The sequence below is a fragment of the Sinomonas sp. B1-1 genome, assembly GCF_050474465.1.
Classification (GTDB): Bacteria; Actinomycetota; Actinomycetes; order Actinomycetales; family Micrococcaceae; genus Sinomonas; species Sinomonas flava.
This window is the reverse complement of sequence record NZ_JBCHVF010000002.1, coordinates 192,495-213,767: the sequence shown is the minus strand read 5'-3', so window position 1 is coordinate 213,767 and position 21,273 is coordinate 192,495. Positions and strand designations below refer to the sequence as shown.

The 21,273-nt window shown below is 71.4% G+C and carries 17 protein-coding genes; 13 read left to right on the top strand and 4 right to left on the bottom strand.

The window, feature by feature from the left end; translation table 11 throughout:
* Nucleotides 1–2 precede the first annotated feature (2 nt).
* Together ACQ5BE_RS05695 and ACQ5BE_RS05690 are read left to right on the top strand one after the other, a co-directional pair.
* On the top strand, nucleotides 3–812 hold the full coding sequence (locus tag ACQ5BE_RS05695) for a hypothetical protein (protein WP_430295995.1): 810 nt from the start codon (nucleotides 3–5) through the stop codon (nucleotides 810–812).
* Nucleotides 813–5,282: an FtsK/SpoIIIE domain-containing protein gene (locus tag ACQ5BE_RS05690; protein WP_430295994.1), complete on the top strand. Its 4,470-nt coding sequence runs from the start codon at nucleotides 813–815 to the stop codon at nucleotides 5,280–5,282. It begins immediately after the preceding gene.
* Nucleotides 5,283–5,284: 2 nt separating this feature from the next.
* Here ACQ5BE_RS05690 and ACQ5BE_RS05685 read toward each other — a convergent pair whose 3' ends face one another.
* Together ACQ5BE_RS05685 and ACQ5BE_RS05680 are read right to left on the bottom strand one after the other, a co-directional pair.
* Complete coding sequence (locus ACQ5BE_RS05685) at nucleotides 5,285–5,629, bottom strand: HNH endonuclease signature motif containing protein (protein ID WP_430295992.1); 345 nt, start codon at nucleotides 5,627–5,629, stop codon at nucleotides 5,285–5,287.
* Complete coding sequence (locus tag ACQ5BE_RS05680) at nucleotides 5,577–6,788, bottom strand: DUF222 domain-containing protein (RefSeq protein WP_430295991.1); 1,212 nt, start codon at nucleotides 6,786–6,788, stop codon at nucleotides 5,577–5,579. The genes ACQ5BE_RS05685 and ACQ5BE_RS05680 overlap by 53 nt, the downstream gene beginning before the upstream one ends.
* A gap of 162 nt (nucleotides 6,789–6,950) precedes the next feature.
* Between ACQ5BE_RS05680 and ligA the strand changes: the two genes are divergently transcribed.
* The 3 genes from ligA to ACQ5BE_RS05665 are packed head-to-tail and all read left to right on the top strand — an operon-like array spanning nucleotide 6,951 to nucleotide 10,683.
* On the top strand, nucleotides 6,951–9,299 hold the full coding sequence (gene ligA, locus ACQ5BE_RS05675) for an NAD-dependent DNA ligase LigA (RefSeq protein WP_430295990.1): 2,349 nt from the start codon (nucleotides 6,951–6,953) through the stop codon (nucleotides 9,297–9,299).
* Nucleotides 9,296–10,153, top strand: a complete 858-nt coding sequence (locus tag ACQ5BE_RS05670; protein ID WP_430295989.1) for an inositol monophosphatase family protein — start codon at nucleotides 9,296–9,298, stop codon at nucleotides 10,151–10,153. The genes ligA and ACQ5BE_RS05670 overlap by 4 nt, the downstream gene beginning before the upstream one ends.
* Nucleotides 10,154–10,158: 5 nt before the next feature.
* Nucleotides 10,159–10,683, top strand: coding sequence for a GNAT family N-acetyltransferase (locus tag ACQ5BE_RS05665; protein ID WP_430295988.1), 525 nt, complete (start codon nucleotides 10,159–10,161; stop codon nucleotides 10,681–10,683).
* Between the two features lie 66 nt (nucleotides 10,684–10,749).
* On the opposite strand, the gene ACQ5BE_RS05660 is transcribed toward ACQ5BE_RS05665, so the two are convergent.
* Both ACQ5BE_RS05660 and ACQ5BE_RS05655 read right to left on the bottom strand, forming a co-directional pair.
* Complete coding sequence (locus tag ACQ5BE_RS05660; protein ID WP_430295987.1) at nucleotides 10,750–11,433, bottom strand: response regulator; 684 nt, start codon at nucleotides 11,431–11,433, stop codon at nucleotides 10,750–10,752.
* Nucleotides 11,426–13,153: an ATP-binding protein gene (locus tag ACQ5BE_RS05655; protein WP_430295985.1), complete on the bottom strand. Its 1,728-nt coding sequence runs from the start codon at nucleotides 13,151–13,153 to the stop codon at nucleotides 11,426–11,428. Before ACQ5BE_RS05655 ends, ACQ5BE_RS05660 begins: the two co-directional genes overlap by 8 nt.
* Before the next feature lie 167 nt (nucleotides 13,154–13,320).
* Between ACQ5BE_RS05655 and ACQ5BE_RS05650 the strand changes: the two genes are divergently transcribed.
* From ACQ5BE_RS05650 to tdh, 8 genes are all read left to right on the top strand, one after another.
* Nucleotides 13,321–14,790, top strand: coding sequence for a CitMHS family transporter (locus ACQ5BE_RS05650; RefSeq protein ID WP_430295984.1), 1,470 nt, complete (start codon nucleotides 13,321–13,323; stop codon nucleotides 14,788–14,790).
* A gap of 188 nt (nucleotides 14,791–14,978) precedes the next feature.
* Nucleotides 14,979–15,275 (top strand): Asp-tRNA(Asn)/Glu-tRNA(Gln) amidotransferase subunit GatC, encoded by a 297-nt coding sequence (gatC, locus tag ACQ5BE_RS05645; RefSeq protein ID WP_430295983.1) that lies wholly within the window; start codon nucleotides 14,979–14,981, stop codon nucleotides 15,273–15,275.
* A gap of 3 nt (nucleotides 15,276–15,278) precedes the next feature.
* Nucleotides 15,279–16,823, top strand: coding sequence for an Asp-tRNA(Asn)/Glu-tRNA(Gln) amidotransferase subunit GatA (gene gatA, locus ACQ5BE_RS05640; protein ID WP_430295981.1), 1,545 nt, complete (start codon nucleotides 15,279–15,281; stop codon nucleotides 16,821–16,823).
* Between the two features lie 14 nt (nucleotides 16,824–16,837).
* Nucleotides 16,838–18,346 (top strand): Asp-tRNA(Asn)/Glu-tRNA(Gln) amidotransferase subunit GatB, encoded by a 1,509-nt coding sequence (gene gatB, locus ACQ5BE_RS05635; protein WP_430295980.1) that lies wholly within the window; start codon nucleotides 16,838–16,840, stop codon nucleotides 18,344–18,346.
* Between the two features lie 106 nt (nucleotides 18,347–18,452).
* Complete coding sequence (locus ACQ5BE_RS05630) at nucleotides 18,453–18,824, top strand: VOC family protein (RefSeq protein ID WP_430295979.1); 372 nt, start codon at nucleotides 18,453–18,455, stop codon at nucleotides 18,822–18,824.
* Between the two features lie 81 nt (nucleotides 18,825–18,905).
* A complete protein-coding gene (locus ACQ5BE_RS05625; protein WP_430295978.1) occupies nucleotides 18,906–19,541 on the top strand; it encodes a hypothetical protein in 636 nt (211 codons plus the stop codon).
* Nucleotides 19,542–19,630: 89 nt separating this feature from the next.
* Entirely contained in the window at nucleotides 19,631–20,155 is a 525-nt protein-coding gene (locus ACQ5BE_RS05620; RefSeq protein ID WP_430295977.1) for a hypothetical protein, read from the top strand.
* Nucleotides 20,156–20,203: 48 nt separating this feature from the next.
* Entirely contained in the window at nucleotides 20,204–21,250 is a 1,047-nt protein-coding gene (tdh, locus tag ACQ5BE_RS05615; protein ID WP_413250478.1) for an L-threonine 3-dehydrogenase, read from the top strand.
* Nucleotides 21,251–21,273: the final 23 nt, after the last annotated feature.

The following is a 21,273-nucleotide window of genomic DNA, read 5'->3' as shown; positions in this document are numbered from 1 at the left end:
ACATGGACCACACTGCACATACCGACGGCACTGCACACACCGACGGCGCTGCACATGCCGACGGCGGCTCGGGGGCTGCCGCGCACGACCTTGTCGTGGAGTTCTGCGGCGAACTGTTCCGCCCGGACACGGAGGACGTGTTCAGCATCGGCCGGGAGGGCGACCTCGAGGTCGACGACAACCCGTACCTCCACCGCCGTTTCCTCGAGATCTCCCGCGTGGACGGGATCTGGTGGCTCGCCAACGTCGGGTCGCTGCTGTCCGCGACGGTCGCCGACGTGGGCGGCGGGCTGCAGGCATGGGTCGTGCCGGGGGCGCGCATCCCGCTCGTGTTCGGCCACACCAACGTGATCTTCACGGCGGGCTCGACCACGTATGAGTTCTCCGTGCACCTGCGCACCCCGGCGTTCCGGCAGCGCCCTGCCGAGGACGCCGGCGACGACATCGGCGAGACCACGATAGGTCCCATCACGTTCACCGACTCGCAGAAGGCTGTCATCGTGGCGCTCGCCGAGCCGATGCTGCGGCGCGACGGGACGGGCCTGAGCTCCATCCCGACCTCCGCTGCCGCTGCGAAGCGGCTCGGGTGGGCGCTGACGAAGTTCAACCGCAAGCTGGACAACGTGTGCGACAAGCTCGACCGGGTCGGCGTCGTGGGCCTGCGCGCCGGCGGGGGGAAGCTCGCCACCAACCGCAGGGCGCGGCTCGTGGAGCACGCCGTGAGCTCGCACCTTGTCACGCCCGCCGATCTGGCACTGCTGGACAGCCAAGCCGAGGCGGGGCGCGCGCAGCACGGGACGGAGGGGGACTAGGTGCGGATCAGGCTCACGCTGCGGCGGGACCCCGAGGCCGCGGCGGACCTCGCCGTGACCGTGGACGGCCTCGCCACGGTCGGCGACGTGGCACGCGAGCTGTGGCTCGCCGACCCCGCGCGCCGCCAGGAGGGACACATCGGCGCGGGGGCGCTTTCGGGCCTCACGCTGCGTGTGGACGAGTCGGTGCTCGCTGGGGGCATGACCGGAAGGATCCTTGACCCGGCCGCGAACCTGCTCGAGTCGGGGCTGCGGCAGGGATCTACGGTGTCGATCTCGCGCGTCGACCCGGACTCCCCGGCCGGTGGGATCGACCGCGGGCCGGCCGCAGCGACCCTGCGCGTGCTCAGCGGGCCCGACGCGGGCAAGGAGTTCTCGCTCCCGACCGGGGCCAGCCTCATCGGCCGGGGTGACGGCGCCGACGTGCCGCTGACGGACCCGCTGGCCTCCAAGCGCCACGCCCGCATCACGGTCGGGGAGACGATCGAGATCGCGGACCTCAACTCGTCCAACGGCCTCGTCGTGGACGGGCACACCGTCTCGCGGGCCGTGCTCGCGTCGTCGGACGCCGTGACGCTGGGGGACACGACGGTCTCGGTGGTCGGCCTGGGGCACGGCGCGGGCCGGTCCCAGACGTCTCCGCTGGTTCCGTTCAACCGGTCGCCGCGCGTCGTGCCCCGCTTCCCGCAGCAGGAGCGCGAGCTGCCGGAGGGACCGCAGCGGCCCAAGGACCAGCCGTTCCCGGTCGTCATGATCATGCTGCCCATCGTCATGGGCGTCGTCATGTTCGTGGTCCTGCAGAGCGTCCTGTCGATCATCTTCATGGCGATGATGCCGCTCTTCGCCATCGGGATGTGGCTCGAGTTCCGGCGCCAGACGAGGAAGGAGCTGCGCGAGGAGACGCGCATCTTCGAGGAGCGGCTCGTCGAGTTCACGCGGCAGATGACCGAGCTGCAGGACGTCGAACGGGCAGTGCGCCTGCAGGAGGCGCCCTCCGTGGCCGAGACCGTCGACTCGGTCTACCGGCTCGGTCCGCTGCTGTGGACCCACGCCCCCGAGCACCGAGCGTTCCTCTCCGTCCGGCTCGGGCTCGGCGCGGCTCCCAGCCGCGTCCGGGTCTCGGTCCCCAAGGAGGGCCAGACCCTGCCCGAGTTCACCCGGCGGCTGCACGCGGCCGCCGAGCGCTTCGCCGTCGTCGACGCCGTGCCCATCATGGCGAGCCTGCGGCAGGGCGGCGGACTCGGGATCGCGGGGCCGCGCGGCCTCGTCGAGAACGTCGCGCGCGGCGTCGTGCTCCAGGTCGCGGGGCTGCACTCGCCCGCCGAGGTCGCGATCGCGGGGCTTGCCTCGCACGAGTCGAAGGAGCGCTGGGCCTGGCTCCAGTGGCTCCCGCACGTCGGGTCCCCGCACTCGCCCCTCGCCGGCGACCATCTTGCGGCCGGGTCGGCCGCGGGAAGCCTCCTGCTGATGCGGCTCGAGGAGCTCCTGGCCGTGCGCGCCGGGGCCGACCCGTCGTCGTCGCCCGCCCTGCGCGCCGCGGGAGGTCGGCGCGGCGCCGTCAAGGACGAGCACGACGGCACGACCGAGGCGATCGTGCCGACCGTCGTCGTCCTCGTCGAGGACGACGCTCCCGTGGACCGGGGCCGTCTGACGCGGATCGCCGAGCTGGGGCCCGACGTCGGCATCCACGTCGTGTGGGTCGCGGCCGGTGCCGAGCAGCTTCCGCAGTGCTGCCGCGACTTCATCGTGGTCGACGGCGAGCACGGGGCCACGAGCGGCCAGGTCCGCCTCGGCCGGCACACATACCCCGTGAGCTGCGAGAGCGTGGACGCGGCGCTCGCCGTCCAGCTCGGCCGGATGATGACGCCGGTCGTGGATGTCGGCAAGCCGGTGGACGACGACTCCGACCTCCCGCGGTCCGTCTCCTACGTCACCCTCGCCGGGAAGGACATCGCGGACGACGCCGGCACGGTCGCCGAGCGCTGGAGGCAGTCCAACTCGGTGCGCGGGACCGCCGTGCCGAATCCGAAGGCGAAGGGGAGCCTCCGCGCGCTCGTGGGCTCCAAAGGGGTCGAGCCGTTCTTCCTCGACCTCAAGAACGACGGCCCGCACGCGCTGGTGGGCGGCACGACCGGCGCCGGCAAGTCCGAGTTCCTCCAGTCGTGGGTCCTCGGCATGGCGAGCGCCTACAGCCCAGACCGGGTCACGTTCCTGTTCGTCGACTACAAGGGCGGCGCCGCGTTCGCGGACTGCGTCCACCTCCCGCACACCGTGGGCCTCGTCACCGACCTGTCCCCGCACCTGGTCCGCCGGGCGCTGACCTCGCTGCGCGCCGAGCTGCACTACCGGGAGCACCTGCTGAACCGGAAGAAGGCCAAGGACCTCCTCTCCATGGAGCGGGCAGGAGACCCCGACACGCCTCCGTACCTCGTGATCGTCGTCGACGAGTTCGCCGCGCTCGCAACCGAGGTGCCCGAATTCGTGGACGGCGTCGTGGACGTCGCGGCGCGCGGGCGGTCCCTCGGCCTGCACCTCATCCTCGCCACGCAGCGGCCCGCCGGCGTCATCAAGGACAACCTGAGGGCCAACACGAACCTGCGCATCGCACTGCGCATGGCGGACGAGGCCGATTCCGAGGACATCCTCGGCGAGAAGACCGCCGCCTACTTCGACCCGTCCATTCCGGGGCGCGGCGCGGCCAAGACCGGGCCGGGCCGGGTCCAGGGGTTCCAGACCGGCTACGCCTCCGGGTGGACCACAGACCGGCCGGCGAAGCCACGGATCGACATCGCCGAGATGGACTTCGGCACGGGAGCCTCCTGGGAGTCCCCGGTCGACCCCTCGGACGGGGGCCCGGAGACTGAGGGTCCCAACGACATCGCCCGCATGGTCCGCACCGTGTCGACGGCGGCGGACCGCCTCGCGATCGACGTTCCCCGCAAGCCGTGGCTGGCCGAGCTGCCGCAGACCTACGACTTCGCTAAGCTCCCCAACCCCCGCACCGATGAGCGGCTCCTGCTGGGCGTCGTCGACGATCCCGCCCACCAGAGCCAGCCGACGTTCTCCTACGAGCCTGACCGCGACGGCAACATGGCCCTGTACGGCACGGGCGGCGCCGGCAAGTCGGCCGCCCTGCGGACCATCGCGGTCGCCTCCGCCGTCACGATGCGCGGCGGCCCCGTCCACGTGTACGGGATCGACGCCGGGTCGCGTGGCCTGCACATGCTCGCCGACCTGCCGCACGTCGGCGCGGTGATCGACGCGGACGACGCCGAGCGCGTGGGGCGGCTCATGCGGCACCTTGCCGCTCTGGTCGACGAGCGTTCGGATCGCTATGCCGCCGCCCGCGCGGGCACGATCGGCGAGTACAGGCGCCTCGCGGACCGTCCTGACGAGGCACGCATGATCGTCCTGATCGACGGCATGGGCGCGTTCCGCGAGCTCTACGAGTACTCGGCGGACAACGACGTGTTCGACGTGCTGACGCAGCTGGCGTCGGATGGCCGCGCCGTCGGGGTTCACCTCGTCATGACGGGCGACCGCACCAACTCCATCCCGGCCTCGATCGCGGCGAGCGTCCAGAAGCGCATCGTCCTGCGCATGACCGGCGAGGACGACTACATGATGTTCGGCCAGCCGAAGGATGTCGTGACGCCCCAGTCTCCTCCGGGCCGCGGCGTCGTCGACGGCCTCGAAGTCCAGCTCGCCGTCCTGGGAGGGAACGCCAACGTGGCGGTCCAGGCGCGCGAGGTGGTCAGGCTTGCCACGGCGATGCGGCGCCAGGGCGTCGCGGAGGCGCCGGGCATCCGGAACCTGCCCGACGTCGTCGTGGGCGCCGACCTCCCGCTCGACAGCGGCCGCGTTGCGCTCGGACTCGAGGACTCGACCCTCGAACCGCTCTTCGTCGACCCGTCCGGGGCCTTCATGCTCAGCGGGCCGCCGGGGTCCGGACGCACGACCGCATTGGTGGCCCTCGCGGCGGCGCTGCGGCGGGCGCGGCCCGAGGTGCGGCGCGTGTACGTCGGATCCCGGAAGTCTCCGATCGCCGGGCTGCCGCTGTGGGACGCGAGCTATGTCGGCGAGGACGCGGTCGCTGCCGCGGCAGACGGGCTCCAGCTGGACGTGGGCGTGCGCGAGTTCGCCCTGTTCGTCGAAGGGCTGCCAGAGTTCGACTCGACGCTGGCCGAGGCCGGGCTCTCGTCGCTGGTCACCGCTATGGACCGGGAGGGCCTGTGGGTCGTCGGGGAGTCCGAGACCTCGGGCTGGGGCTCCGCGTGGAGCCTGTCCCAGCCGTTCAAGAACGGTCGGCGAGGGCTCCTGCTCAACCCGACCGAGATGGACGGGGACTCGCTGCTCAGCACGTCGCTCGGCAGGATCCGCAATCCCAAGTACGTCCCCGGCCGCGGCTACTACGTGGCCCGGGGGAGGGCGCTCAAGGTCCAGACGGCATACGAGGACCTGGCCGTCTGACATCAGAACGGCGGAGGTTCGTCGTTGTGCGGATAGGTCACGTAGGTCCGGCCCGAGGGGGACGTCCATTCGAGCGTGCCCGGCTGTGGTCTCTGACCCGCAGGGCCGTCCATCGCCGCTCGTCCCCGGGCGACCGCATCGTCCTGCCGGGCGCCGATCTGCGCCACTGTCCAGTGGCCGAGGGACTTGAGCCGGTGGTGCTCCCGGCACAGGAGGGCGAGATTGTCGGTCGAGGTCGCACCGCCGTCGGCCCACTCGTGCGCGTGGTCCGCCTCGGTGGCCGCTGCCGGTCGGTCACACCCGGGAAAGCGGCACGTGCGGTCCCGCGCGCCGAGGAACCGTCGCATCGCCGCGGTCGGCGCGTACCGGGCCCGGCCGATGGCGAGCGGTGCCCCATTCGAGGGGTCCACCCAGAGCTTCGTCCAGGTCGCTGCCTCCAGCGAGGGCCCGGGCCGTCTCGGCGTCGAGGGGGCCATAGCCGACGATCTCAGCCGGCGTGTCCGCACTGCCCGCGAGCGTTGCCGCCGGGATCGTCACCACCACTTCACACCGGATGCCGGACGCCGCGCGACCACGCACGGTCTCCCGGTCCGATGCCGGCGCCCCGCAATCGAGGGCGAGGTCTGCCAAGGCGTCGGCGCGCAGTTGTGCGAGCGTACGGTGCTCATCGGGCGACTGGAGCGAGCGTGCAACCGCTTCCAGGTATGTGTCGATGGCGCTTCCCACCTCGAGAGGCAGATAGGCAGTGAGCCAGCACATGCCGTCAGCGGCCGCCTCCAGGTCCACTCTCCGCTCCGTGATCGCCTTGGCGCGGCGCGCTGACAGGGGCTCGACTGCGTACTCTTCTGCCAGACGATTGAGCTTCCTCCGCAGGGCGCTCGGGTTCGGCACGCGGTCGGGGTCTTCGGGGCAGGCTGCCGCGACGGCGGCCCCGAAGAATCCACTCAGCTTCTCCGCCGGCACCGGAACGGCGGCATCCATGACCGCCATTGCCCGTCGCCGTGAGAGGCGACCATCGGCGAGAGCTTCAAGGACTGCATTGGCAGCAGGCTCGGTAAGCGCCTGTGCCTCCGCCACCATTCCCTTGGCCGTCCTCGCGGAGACCTTCAGGGCTGCCGAGATCTCGGACGCCGCGACCGATGCCGCGTCGGCCCTCCAATCCGGGTCAATCTCAGGCCCGCATGCTCGAATGAGCGCCGTGATCGTTGCCGCCCGTTCGGCGATCCGCGCCGATTCGAGTCTTTCGAGGTGCAGTAGATGATCCACGAGGTCGTCGGCGGCTGCCTCCTGGAGCGAGGACGCGAGGACGCGAGGAGCCAGTTCGGCTCCCGCACCGTGAGCAGGTCCTGCGCCTGCGCCCGAGCCGTAGCCGTACGAAACGTCCCGAAGCGCCCACTCGGCCTCCAGCCACCCTGGCGGTTCCAGAGCTTCCCCGATGGGCTCGGACACCATGGCGGCAGCCTCCCACCCCTGAAGCTTCTGCTCGAACCTTTCTTCTTCCCACATATAGACAGATTAGAAGGTATCTTCGAAGAATGGAAGGCCTGCGACGGCCGCGTCGAAGCGACCGCGCCGCCTCCCGCGTCCCGGGCCGTCAAGGCAAGGGGAGTGCCGCTCATCCGTCCCCGTCGGGGAACAGTGTCGGAGGGTTAGGGCAAGATAGTCACCGTGAGCGCTGAATCCGTGAGCCAAGCCGTCTCCGACGAGGCCGTAGTCCCGCCCGAGTCCCTGAGGGAGGAGTACGAGGCCCTTTCGGACGAGGTGCGCAGGCACCGCGCCGCGTACTACAACGAGGACGCGCCGCTCATCTCCGACGCCGAGTACGACGTCCTGTACCGGCGCCTGGAGGAGTTCGAGGCCCTGCACCCCGAACTCGTCTCGAACGACTCGCCAACCCAGGAGGTGGGAGGCGAAGCGACAGCTGCGTTCGCGCCCGTCGGACACCTCGCACGCATGTACAGCCTCGAGGACGTCTTCTCGATCGACGAGCTCGAAGCGTGGATCCGCCGCGCAGAGGCGAGCGTTGCCGCCGTCGGCCTTCCGCCCGCGAAATGGCTCACCGAGCTGAAGATCGACGGGTTGGCCGTCAACCTCCTCTACCGCAAGGGCGAGCTCGTCCGCGCGGCGACCCGCGGCGACGGGCGCACCGGTGAGGACGTCACCCACAACGTCCTCACTATCAAGGACATCCCCCAGCGTCTGGCCGGGAACAGCCACCCCGACGAGGTGGAGATCCGCGGCGAGGTCTACATTCCCACCAAGGCGTTCAACGAGTTCAACGAGGCGCTCATCGCCGAGGGCAAGGCGCCGCTCGCCAACCCCCGCAACGCCGCCGCCGGTTCGCTGCGTCAGAAGGATCCGGCCGAGACCGCCAAGCGGCCCCTGAGCATGTTCGTCCACGGAATCGGTGCCCGGGAGGGCCTCGCGTCGTCGAGCCAGGCCGAGACGTACGAGCTCCTCAAGGCGTGGGGCCTGCCCACGAGTCCCTACTACGAGGTCCTCGACACCTATGAGGAGGTGCTGGCCTTCATCGAGCGCTACGGCGACAAGCGCCACAGCCTCATCCACGAGATCGACGGGATCGTGGTCAAGGCGGACGACTTCGCGACACAGCGCGCGCTCGGCCACACCTCGCGGGTCCCGCGCTGGGCGGTCGCCTTCAAGTACCCGCCGGAGGAGGTGCACACCAAGCTCCTCGACATCCGCGTCAACGTGGGTCGCACGGGCAGGGTCACCCCCTACGGCGTCATGGTCCCCGTGAAGGTCGCCGGTTCGACCGTCGAGATGGCCACCCTCCACAATCAGGACGTCGTGAAGGCCAAGGGCGTCAAGATCGGCGACGTCGTCGTGCTGCGCAAGGCCGGCGACGTGATCCCGGAGATCGTAGGGCCGGTCCTCGCCCTCCGCGAGCAGCAGGATCCGCCGGTCCGGGATTTCGTGATGCCCTCCGAGTGCCCCTTCTGCGGCACGCCCTTGGCGCCGTCCAAGGAAGGCGAAGTGGACGTCCGGTGCCCCAACGCGCGCTCCTGCCCCGCCCAGCTGCGCGAGCGCGTGTTCCACCTGGCAGGCCGCGGCGCCTTCGACATCGAGGCGCTCGGCTGGGAGGCAGCGATTGCGCTGACGCAGCCCGCTGCTCCCGAGACTCCTCCGCTCGAGAACGAGGCGGGCATCTTCGACCTCGCCCCGGAGGACCTCCGCGACGTCATGATCCGCCGCGAGAAGCGCGCGAAGGGGGCGGGCACGGGGGAATGGGAGCTCGTGCCGTACTTCTACACCAAGCCCACGGCCAAGACACCGTCGAAGCCCACGGCCAACACCGAGAAGCTCTTCCGCGAGCTCGAGAAGGCCAAGTCCCAGCCGCTGTGGCGCGTGCTCGTGGCGCTGTCCATCCGGCACGTGGGGCCGACGGCGTCGCGCGCACTCGCAACCCGCTACGGCTCCATGGATGCCCTGCGTGCGGTGCTCGCGGCCCCGGACGCCCGCGAGCAGCTCTCTGAGGTCGACGGGGTCGGGCCGATCATCGCGGACGCCCTCATCGAATGGTTCGCCGAGGATTGGCACCGGGAGATCGTCGACCGCTGGAAGGCCGCGGGCGTGGCCATGGCCGACGAGCAGCATGCTTCCGCAGCCCGCACGCTCGAGGGGCTCACCGTCGTCGTGACCGGAAGCCTGGAGGGCTTCAGCCGCGACGAGGCCAAGGAGGCCATCATCATCCGCGGCGGCAAGGCCTCCGGCAGCGTGTCCAAGAAGACCGACTATGTGGTGGCCGGCGAGAGCGCGGGATCCAAGCTCGACAAGGCCGAACAGCTCGGGCTGCCGATTCTGGACGAGGCGGGCTTCGTCAAGCTCCTTGCCGAAGGCCCGGGGAAGGCGGAGGCTGCGGCGGCTGAGGGCGAAGCGGCACCAGAGGCGGGGACTCCCTCGGACGACGACGGCGCCTCCACGGGCGAGGAACTCGCCGCCCGGATCGGCGAGGCCGAGGAGGACCCGGAGACGGACGGGGAGGCAGCGCCGTGAGCGCCCAGTACTCACTGGACCTACTGGCGGGCCTGCTCGCGACGGCCCGGCGCGCCGCTGCCGCCGGGGCGGCGGTCCTGTCCGGCCGCGAGGCGGGGACCCTTGCCGTGGGTGACGCCGAGCAGGAGACGAAGAGCTCCGGCAGCGACTGGGTCACCGCTTTCGACTTGGCCGCGGAGAAGGCCGTGAGGGACGTCCTCGCGTCCGAACGGCCCCGCGACGTCATCACGGGCGAGGAGGACGGGACCACAACCGTCGAGGATCCGAGCGGCTTCCGCTGGTCGATCGACCCGCTCGACGGGACCACGAACTTCATCCGGGACATCGTCTACTACGCCACGAGCGTCGCGGTGGCCGATGCCGAGGGCCACTGGCTCGCCGGCGTCGTGAGCGCGCCGGCTCTGGACCGGGAGTACTGGGCCGTGCGGGGCGGGGGAGCGTTCCGCTCCGACGGGCGTGGCGCCCCGCGCCAGCTGGAAGGCCCCACAGCGGGCCGCGCCGGCGCCGGGTCCGCGCTCCTTGCGACCGGGTTCAGCTACGACCCCGGTGTCCGCGCAGAACAGGCGGCCTTTCTGCCCGGCCTCATGGACGGCTTCGGGGACATGCGCCGGCTCGGGTCGGCAGCGCTGGACCTCTGCCTCGTCGCTGACGGCACGCACGACGCGTACGGCGAGCGCGGCCTCAACGAGCACGACTTCGCCGCAGGCGCCCTCATCGCCGAGGAGGCCGGCTGCTGGGTGCGCCGGCCCGCGCTCACCAGCCCTCTCGACGGCGGCCCCTCCGACGCAGAGCGTCTCGCAGCCTGGACCTGCGCGGGCAGCATCGAGTTCTCCGGCCGCTTCCCGATCGAGTGACCGGAGTGGCTGACCCGTCGAAACGCGAGATCGCCGCGTCCCTGGCCATTCGCGAGGCGACTCCGGAGGACTATCCCGAGATCGCCCGCATTGCCGCCGAGGCATATCTTGCAGCAGGGTATTTCGAGGACCCGGAGCACCCGTACATGAGGCAGGTGGCGGACGTCGCATACCGGGCGGCGCGCGGCACCGTTCTCGTGGCCGAAAGCGGCGGGAGGGTCGTCGCCTCCGTCACGGTCATGGCGTTCGGAGACGGCTTCGAGCAGGTCGCCACGGAGGGCGAGTTCGAGTTCCGGCTCCTCGTCGTCGACCCCGCAGTCCAGCGCAGCGGGGCTGGGAGCGCGTTGGTGCGCGAGGTCGAGGCGAGGGCCCGGCGCGCCGGCGCGACCGCCGTCGTGCTTACTACAGGGGCGGGCTGGGAGGGGCCGAACGCCCTCTACCCGCGGCTGGGCTACGAGCGCGCGCCCGAGCGCGACTGGCCTATCCCGGGCACTGACATCTGGCTGCCCGTGTACGTCAAACCGCTCTGATCTAGGTTCCGGGGTGACCTGGGCGGCACACGGGGTGACCTCGGCGGCACACGGGGTGACCTCGGGTCAGCCGGGGAGGCCGTAGCGGTGCTCGGGGCGCCCTGTCGAGCCGTAGCGGAGCTGGATCTCCACCGCGCCGTCCTCGGCGAGCGCCGCGAGGTACCGCTGCGCCGTGGCCCGCGAGACGCCGACGACGGCGGCGACCTCGGCCGCGGACAGGAGCGCCCGGGCGGAGCCTGGAGCCTGCGCGAGAGCCTCGAGCACGGCGGTCTCGGTCGCTGAACGGGACCGGCTCGGACCCGCCGACGACGGCGCGTCCCCGCCCCCGAGCAGCGCGCGCCGGGCCCGGTCGACCCCAGCCTGGTCGAGCGAGCCGGTCCCCGCCAGCACCCGCCGGTAGCGGGCGTAGCCGCGCAGGGCTGCGGCGAGGTCGTCGGCGCTGAACGGCTTGATGAGGTACCCGAGCGCCCCGCGGCGCAGGGCCGTCCGCACGGACTCCGGATCGGCGGCCGCCGTGAGCATGATCGCGTCCGTGTCGATCGTGCGCAGGAGCTCGAGCCCGGTCGTGTCCGGAAGGTAGGTGTCGAGCAGCACGAGGTCGGGCCGCAGCGAGTGGGCGGCCTGGAGCGCGAGCGCCGCCGTCCCGACCGGGGCCAGCGCCGCGAAGCCCGGCACCGCGTCGACCCACGTGGCGTGGAGCCGGGCGACGTGGAAGTCGTCGTCGACGATGAGCACCCTCAGATCAGCCATTCCCCGTCCTCCCCCTGGGATCGGCCCGTCCGAGCCTCGAGTCCCGGTCCGCCTTCTCCTCGTCCGTCAGCCCCACGATGCGGGCACCGAAGACGGCGCCCGGCCCGCCCGGGCGCCCGGGGGAGATGACCCACACGTCCCCGCCGTGCCGGCGCGCCAGCTGACGCGACAGGTGCAGGCCCAGGCCGTGGCCGCCGGGCTGTTCGGCCGCGGGCAGAGCCGTCGTGAACCCCCGCTCGAACAGCTGCTCCGGCTCGATCCCGCGGAGGCCGTCACCCGAGTCGGCGACGACGAAGTGAAGCGTGGGGCCGTCGTCGAGCAGTTCGACCTCCACCCACCGCTCGCCGCCGGGATCCGGAGAGCCGGCGACGGCGGCGCGCACCGCGTTGTCGACGAGGTTGCCGAGCACCGTGGTCACGTCCTGCGCGGCCGCCACCGGATTGCGGACGAGGGTCTCTGCGCCGAGCCGCAGGACGACGCCGCGCTCCGAGGCCTCGATGCCCTTCGCCCCGAGGAAGGCCTGCAGGCTCGGGTCGCCGAGCAGCTCGGCCTGCTCGAGCGGGAAGCTCAGGGGCCCGGTCGCACCCAGCCGCCCCAGCACTGAGCGGGCCTCCGCCACCTCGCCGAGGTCCAGCAGCCCGGCCACCGTGTGCACCTGGTTGGAGAACTCGTGCCGCTGGGCGCGCAGGGCCTCGCTGAGCGCGCCGACCGCGTCGAGCTGGCGGGTGAGACCGCGCAGCTCCGTGCGGTCGCGGAGCATGACGACCCACCCGAGTTCCTCCCGCGCGTGCACGACGCGCCGCGCACTGGCCACCAGCACCCGCTCGCCGACGACGAGCTGCCGCCCTGTCCCTCCGCTGGCCTCCGCGGGAACGCCGCCGGCCGTCAGCTCGCGCAGCTCGGCCGGCACCGAGGCCGAGTCCCACCGCTCCCCGGTGAGGTCGACGCCGAGGAAGCGCCGCGCGGCGTCGTTCGCGACGGTGACCCGGCCGTCGCGCCCGACGCCGACCACGCCCTCGTCGATCCCGCGCAGCACGGCCTCCTGGTCCTGGACGAGGGTGCCGATGTCCTCGGGCTCGAGCCCGAGAGTGAGCCGCGCGAGCCGCCGCCGCAGCGCGAGCGAGGCGACGACGCCGGCCGCGAGGGCCAGCACCGCGGTGGTCCCGACGGCGATGGCATCGGCGCCGAGCCCCTCGGCCACGCCCGAGCGCGCGTAGCCGACGCTCACCTCGCCCACCACCGAGCCCTCGCCCTGGGGAGCGCCGGCCGGGGCGTAGACGGGCACCTTTGCGCCCACCGAGGGGCCGAGGGTCCCGGTGTTCCTGGTGGTCTCCTCGCGCCCGGACAGCGCCACATCCGGGGGCGTGCTCACGCGCTCGCCGAGCCGCGCCGGGTCGGGGTGCGCCAGCCGCAGCCCCTCCTCGTCGGTCACGACGACGAACAGCGCACCCGTGCTGGCCCGTGCCGACTCCGCCGCAGCCATCACCGGCCCCGAGGCGAGCTCCGCGGGCGGGGGAGTGCCGGCACCCGCGGCGATCTGCGCCGTCGTGCGCCGCAGCACCGGGTCGGAGGCGAGGGTGCGGCCGAGGGTGAGGGCGTTCTGCTCCGCCTCGGTCCAGAGGCGCTCGTAGGCGAGCCAGAGGTGGGCCCCCGCGGCAAGTACGACGGCGAGCGCGACCGCCCCGACCTGCAGCAGGAGGGTGCGGGTCGAGAAGCGCATCTGCCCATCGTAGGCCCGGTTCCACCCGGTGAGCAGAATGCGCAGAACCCGTCGAATGAGCAGAACATCAGCCAATGCCGGCAAACCCGCGGCGCGTCCTGCCGCCCAGCTACTTTCGTAGCGCGCATCACACCGCGGTGATGCGGTTCACAAGAGAGGAGCCACCGATGCTGGTAGTGCTCGGCTTCGCGATGATCGCCGTGTTCATGGCGCTCATCATGACGAAGAAGCTCACCCCGGTGCTTGCGCTGATCATCGTCCCGACCATCTTCGGCCTGTTCGCGGGCGCGGGGCTCGGGATCGGCCCGATGGTCATGACGTCCCTGAAGTCCATGGCCCCCACGGCCGCCCTGCTCATGTTCGCGATCGTGTACTTCGGGCTCATGATCGACGTGGGCCTGTTCGACCCGCTCGTGAAGTTCATCCTCCGCAAGCTGGGCAACGACCCGGCGAAGGTGGTGCTCGGCACGGCCATCCTCGCCGCGGCGGTCTCGCTCGACGGCGACGGCTCGACCACGTTCATCCTCACCACCGCGGCGATGCTGCCGGTGTACCTGCGCCTGGGGCTGAGCCCGGTGGTGCTGACCTGCGTCGCGGGCCTCGCGAACGGCACGATGAACATCCTGCCCTGGGGCGGCCCGACCGCCCGCGCCGCGACCGCGCTGAAGATCGACGTCAACGACGTCTTCGTCCCGATGGTCCCCTCGCTCATCGCGGGCCTCGCGATCGTCATGCTGTTCGCATGGCGGCTCGGCCTGCGCGAGCGCAAGCGGCTCGCCGTCGAGCGCCCCGAGCTGTGGGGCCCGGAGGCGGGCACTGCGGGCGCTGCGGGCGCTGCAGGCGGCGCCTCGTCCGGCGTCGCCTCGAACAGCGGCGGCCTCGGCTCGCCGAAGGGCTCGCGCACGACGCCGGGTGGCGGGGTTGCGCTGCTCGACGCGCCGGAGCTGGTCGACCAGATGGACTCGGCCATGGCGGACACCGCGCTTGACCCGCACCGCAGGACGCTGCGCCCCAAGCTGTTCTGGTTCAACCTCGCCCTCACGGTGGCCATCATGGTCCTGCTCGTGGCGGACGTCCTGCCCCTCGCGTACGTGTTCATGGTCGGCGCGGCCGTCGCGCTCGTGGTCAACTTCCCGCGCGTGAAGGACCAGGCCGCGCAGCTCATCGCCCACGCGCCGAGCGTCGTCGCCGTCGTGTCCATGGTGATGGCTGCGTCCGTGCTCACCGGCGTGCTGACCGGCAAGATCGGCGAGACGACGATCGTGACGGAGATGTCCAACTGGCTCGTCTCGGTCATCCCGGCGGACGCAGGCCCGTTCATGGCGGTCATCACGGGCATCCTGTCCATCCCGATGACGTTCTTCATGAGCAACGACGCGTTCTACTTCGGCGTCCTGCCCGTCCTGTCCGAGACGGCAGCGCACTACGGGATCGGTGCGGCGGACATGGCCCGCGCCTCCATCGCCGGCCAGCCGTTCCACCTGCAGAGCCCGCTCGTCCCGGCGATCCTGCTGCTCGTCTCGCTCGCGAAGGTCGAGCTCGGCGACCACCACAAGCTGGTCCTGTGGCGGACGGCGGTCATCTCGCTCGTCATGCTCGCGGTCGGCGTCCTCGTGGGGGCCATCGCGATCGGCTAGCCCGCACTCCTCCGTCTGGGGGTCACGTCCTGAAGGTCACCTCCTGTTGGTTTATGTCCGCACATTGGCCAACAGGAGGTGACCTTCAGGCGTGGGGAGGCTGTGCGTGGGAGGCACCGCCGTCGCCCGCACCGGCCCGCGACTAGACTGGACCGCGAACCTTTGTCACCACCCACCCAGGGAGATCCATGGCTGAGATCACTCGCGACGACGTTGCGCACCTCGCGCAGCTCGCGCGGATCGAGATGAGCGACACGGAGCTCGACAAGATGGCGGGCGAACTCGCCCACATCGTCGACGCCGTCAAGAGCGTGAGCGAGGCCGCCGGGCCTGACGTCCCGGCCACGAGCCACCCGATCCCGCTGAGCAACGTCTTCCGCGAGGACGTCGTCGGCCACGTCCTGACCCCCGCCGAGGCGCTGTCCGGCGCCCCCGACTCCGACGAGGGCCTCTTCAAGGTCCCCGCAATCCTGGGGGAGGAGTAAGCCATGAGCGAGAAGAACCTCAGCGACCTCATCACGTCCAGCGCCTCGGCCCTCGCCGAGAGGCTCACCGCCAAGGAGGTCTCCTCCGAGGAGGTCACGCAGGCGCACCTCGACCGCATCGCCGAGGTTGACGGCGGGGAGCGCGGCGTCCACGCGTTCCTGCACGTCAACACGGAGGAGGCGCTCGCCGTCGCCCGCGAGGTCGACTCGGTCCGCGCCGCCGGCGGGGACGACGCCGCCGCCCTCCACCCGCTCGCGGGTGTCCCGATCGCGATCAAGGACCTCATCGTCACGGTCGGCCAGCCCACGACGGCGGGGTCCCGCATCCTCGAGGGCTGGATGAGCCCCTACGACGCGACCGTGATCAAGAAGATCCGGGCTGCGAAGCTGCCGATCCTCGGCAAGACCAACCTCGACGAGTTCGCCATGGGCTCCTCCACCGAGCACTCGGCGTTCGGGCCGACCCGCAACCCGTGGGACCTGGACCGCATCCCCGGCGGCTCCGGGGGCGGCTCCGCCGCGGCCGTCGCCGCCTTCGAGGCCCCGCTGGCCCTCGGCACCGACACGGGCGGCTCGATCCGCCAGCCCGGGGCTGTCACCGGCACGGTCGGCGTCAAGCCCACCTACGGCGCGGTGTCCCGCTACGGCGCGATCGCCATGGCGTCGAGCCTGGACCAGATCGGCCCCGTCTCGCGCACCGTCCTGGACTCGGCGCTGCTCCAGGAGCTCGTCGGCGGCCACGACCCGTTCGACTCGACGTCCCTCACCGACCCGTTCGACACCCTGGTCGCTGCCGCGAGGGCCGGCGCCGCCGGTGGAGGCCTCGAGGGGCTCCGCATCGGCGTCGTGAAGGAACTCGGCGGCGAGGGCTACCAGGCCGGCGTCGAGAGCCGCTTCCACGAGGCGCTCGGGCTGCTCAAGGGCGCTGGCGCGCAGATCGTCGAGGTGTCCTGCCCGAACTTCAAGTACGCCCTCGGTGCCTACTACCTCATCATGCCGAGCGAGGTCTCCTCCAACCTCGCCAAGTTCGACGGCGTCCGGTACGGCCTGCGGGTCCTGCCCCAGGACGGCCCCATGACGATCGAGCGCGTCATGGGCGCCACCCGCGCCGCCGGGTTCGGCGACGAGGCCAAGCGCCGCATCATCCTCGGCACCTACGCCCTCTCGGCCGGCTACTACGACGCCTACTACGGTTCGGCGCAGAAGGTCCGCACGCTGATCCAGCGCGACTTCGACGCCGCGTTCGCCCAGGCGGACGTGCTCATCTCCCCGACGGCGCCCACCACGGCGTTCCGCCTCGGCGAGAAGCTCGACGACCCGCTGGCCATGTACCTCAACGACGTCGCGACCATCCCGGCCAACATGGCCGGCGTCCCGGGCCTGTCGCTGCCGGGCGGCCTCGCGGAGGAGGACGGCCTGCCCGTGGGCATCCAGCTCCTCGCCCCCGCCCGTGAGGACGCGCGCCTGTACCGCGTCGGCGCGGCGCTCGAATCCCTGCTCGAGGCGCAGTGGGGCGGCCCGCTGCTCGCCCAGGCCCCGGCCCTCTAAGGAGAGAACGAGAGATGTCATCTGACGAGATCCTGTCCTTCGATGAGGCCATGGAGCGCTTCGACCCGGTCCTCGGCTTCGAGGTCCATGTCGAGCTGAACACCAAGACGAAGATGTTCTCCTCGGCGCCGAACGTGTTCGGCAACGAGCCGAACTCCGACGTCAACGAGGTGGACCTCGGCATGCCCGGCGTCCTGCCCGTGGTGAACAGGGCCGCCGTCGAGTCGAGCATCAAGATCGGCCTCGCGCTCAACTGCGAGATCGCCGAGTCCTGCCGGTTCGCGCGGAAGAACTACTTCTACCCGGACACGCCGAAGAACTTCCAGACGTCGCAGTACGACGAGCCGATCGCCCACGACGGCTGGATCGACATCGAGCTCGAGGACGGGACCGTGTTCCGCGTCGAGATCGAGCGCGCGCACATGGAGGAGGACGCCGGCAAGCTCACCCACATGGGCGGCGCGACCGGCCGGATCCAGGGCGCCGAGTACTCCCTCGTGGACTACAACCGCGCGGGCGTGCCGCTCGTCGAGATCGTCACGAAGCCCATCGTCGGCGCGGGTTCCCGCGCGCCGGAGCTGGCCAAGGCGTACGTCTCGGCGATCCGCGAGATCGTGAAGAACCTCGGCGTCTCCGATGCCCGCATGGAGCGCGGGAATGTCCGCTGCGACGCGAACGTCTCGCTCATGCCCAAGGGCGCCACGCAGTTCGGCATCCGGTCGGAGACGAAGAACGTCAACTCGCTGCGGTCGGTGGAGCACGCCGTGCGCTTCGAGATCCAGCGCCACGCCGCCGTCCTGTCCGCGGGGGAGAAGGTCACCCAGGAGACGCGCCACTGGCACGAGGACACGCGCACGACGACGGCCGGCCGCCCCAAGAGCGACGCCGACGACTACCGCTACTTCCCCGAGCCGGACCTCGTGCCCTTGGTCCCGAGCCGCGAGTGGGTCGAGGAGCTCCGCGCGTCCCTGCCCGAGCCCCCGGCCGAGCGCCGCAAGCGGCTCAAGGAGGCCTGGGGCTACGCGGACGCCGAGTTCCGCGACGTGGTCAACGCCGGGGTCGTGGAGTCGATCGAGGAGACGATCGCCGCCGGTGCGACACCCCAGGCCGCGCGCAAGTGGTGGATGGGCGAGATCGTAGGCCGCGCCAAGGCCGCCGACGTCGACCCCGCCGACCTCGGTGTGGCTCCCGCCGCGATCGTGGAGCTCAACGGCCTTGTGGAGGGCGGCAAGCTCAACAACAAGATGGCCGGCCAGGTGCTCGACGGCGTCATCGCCGGCGAGGGCACCCCGACCCAGGTCATGGAGGCCCGTGGGCTCGTGCTCGTCTCCGACGACGGCCCGCTCCTCGAGGCGATCGACGCCGCGCTCGCCGCGCAGCCGGGGGTCGCGGACAGGATCCGCGGCGGCAAGGTCCAGGCCGCCGGCGCGATCGTGGGCGCTGTCATGAAGGCCACCCGCGGCCAGGCCGACGCCGGCCGCGTCAAGGAGCTGATCCTCGAGAGGCTCGGCGTCAACGCGTAGCCGCGCCCACCCGGCACTGTTCCGGGAACAGCGCACGACGGCGCCCCGCACCGGAAGGGACTTCGGAACCTTCCGGCGCGGGGCGCCTCGTGCGTAGGGTGGCCCCATGTCGCCGCTCATCCAGTACCACGCCACCGTCCTCGGCACCCCGGATCCCCAGGCTGCGGCCCGCTTCTACGCCAACCTGCTGGGCTGGGAACTGGGCGACGACGAGAGGGAGTGGGCCACGGTCCTCAACCCTGCCGGCGGGCCCAAGCTCTCGTTCCAGTTCGAGGAGGACTTCGAGCGTCCCGTCTGGCCTGAGCAGCCCGGGAAGCAGCAGATGATGATGCACCTCGACCTGCTCGTCGACGACCTCGAGAAGGCGGCCGCGCACGCGAAGGAGTGCGGCGCGCGGAGGGCCGACCACCAGCCCCAGGACGACGTCCTCGTGTTCTTCGACTCGGACGGCCACCCGTTCTGCCTCTTCGAGAACTGAACCTGTGACGCTCCTAGTGGTTTCCTGTCAGTTGCCACGGGTTCCGCACAGCTTCCGGTCCCATGGGCGCAAGATGGAGTCATGAGTTCTACCACGCCACATCGCGTTCGCCGCGGCATCGTCATCGGAGCCCTCGCCCTCGGGCTGGCAGGCGGGGGCGGCGCCGCAGTCTGGGCCGCCTCGACGCCGTCGCCTTCTCCATCCGCGCCCTCGCAGGGCTCGGCACCCTCACAGGGCAATCAGGGGCAGGGCAGTCAGGGGAAGGGGCACGCCTTCGGGCGCGGCCTGGCCCTGGGCGGCCTCCACGGCGAGATGACGGTCAAGAAGAGCGACGGGACGTTCGCGACGGTCCTCTCCCAGCGCGGCACCGTCACCGAGGCCACGGGCACGAAGCTCACTGTCAAGAGCGAGGACGGGTACGAGCACTCCTACACCCTCAACGGCGACACCAAGATCCACGCTGCGGGCCAGAAGGGCGCCGCGCTGACCGCCGGGGACCTCAAGGTCGGAGACGAGGTGGCGGTGCGCGCCCTGCGCGCGGGGAGTACGGACACCGCCGAGCAGGTCATGAAGGGTCCGTTCCCCGCCCAGGGCAGCCAGAACGGCCAGAACGGCCAGAACGGCAAGGGCCACATGAAGCACCAGAACGGCAGCAGCCCGGCCCAGCCGCAGTCGCCGTCGCCCAGCCCGTCGGCAACTGGCTCGGTCTCCTCCTGACGCCCGCGTAGACCGATTCTTAGAGGCCTCTGAGAACCGCGCTCCTAGTCTGGGACTGCTTCGTCTGAGCCCGTCCCAGGAGGAACCGCGTGTCCGAGCAGCACCCCACCGCCCGAGCCCTTCGGAACCCTCTGGCCGAACGCGCCGCGCGCGCCTTCGACCTGGACTTCCCGAAGGGGCGGCGCCAGCCCTCCCTCGCACGCTTCGTCGTCGCGAGCGTGGTCGCGATTGTCGGGTCCGTCATGGCCTGCGCAGCGCTCGCTGCCGCTGCCGTCGCCGCAATGCCGGACCTGGCCGGCTACGAGCACTTCCAGTTCGGCGAGTACACGAAGCTGACCGTGGCCGGGGTGGTGCTCGCGTGCCTCGCCTGGCCGGCCATGGCCTGGCTCTCCTCCAAGGCGTGGAAGCCCTTCCTGTGGCTCGCCGTCGCCGTGACGCTGGCCGGCCTCGCGCCCGACGCATGGATCCTCCTGAAGGGCCAGCCCGCGGCGGCCGTCGGCGTGCTCGTGCTCATGCACGTGGCCCTCGCACTCATCACCTACCCGGCACTCGTGCTCATCGCGCCGCAGCGCAGCCCGGGAGTCCGCGCCGCAGGGCGCAACCGGCTCCGCTGACCGCGCGTCCCCGTTGTCCTGACCCGCCTTCTGCCCTTGAATGGGCCCATGAAGGCCCTCTACAAGCCCGGCCCGCAGCCCGGCCTCGAGCTCACCGACCGACCCGAGCCGCAGGCTGGGCCCGCGGACGTCAAGATCCGTGTGCTCGCTACCGGGATCTGCGGAACGGACCTCCACATCCAGGCGTGGGACGCGAGCGCCCAGTCGATGCTCGTCACCCCGCTCGTGCCGGGGCACGAGTTCTACGGCGAGGTCGTCGAGGTGGGCGAGGACGTGCGGGAGGTCCGGGTGGGGGACCGCGTCTCGGGCGAGGGCCACATCGTGTGCGGGATGTGCCGCAACTGCCGGGCAGGCCGCCGCCAGATGTGCATCAACGTCGTCAGCGTCGGCGTGCAGCGCGACGGGGCCTTCGCCGAGTACGTGGTGATCCCCGAGGCCAACGCCTGGGTCCACCACGACCCGTCGGTCACGCCGGAACTCGGCGCGATCTTCGACCCGTTCGGCAACGCCGTCCACACGGCGCTCAGCTTCCCGCTCGTCGGCGAGGATGTGCTCATCACCGGGGCGGGGCCGATCGGGCTCATGGCCATCTCGGTCGCCCGGCACGCTGGGGCCCGGAAGATCGCCATCACCGATGTCTCGGCCCAGAGGCTGGACCTGGCGCGGCAGATGGGAGCGGACCTCGCGGTCGACGTCTCGCGCATGACCGTCGCCGAGGCCCAGCGCGAGCTCGGCATGCTCGAGGGCTTCGACGTGGGCTTCGAGATGTCCGGGCGTCCCGCCGCGCTGCAGGGGATGATCGAGAACATGAACCACGGCGGACGGATTGCCCTCCTGGGCCTGCCGGCCGAGGCCGCCGAGATCGACTGGGGCAAGGTCGTCACGCACATGCTCACGCTCAAGGGGATCTACGGCCGGGAGATGTTCGAGACCTGGTACGCCATGAGTGCCATGCTGTCCTCGAATCCTGTCCTGCGGCGCCATGTCGCCTCGGTGGTGACCGACGTCCTCCCGGCCGAGCGCTGGGAGGAGGGGTTCGCCGTCGCCCGCTCTGGCACGGGCGGCAAAGTGGTGCTGGACTGGTCCGGCGTCTGAGCGGGACGAAGGGCCGGCGGGAC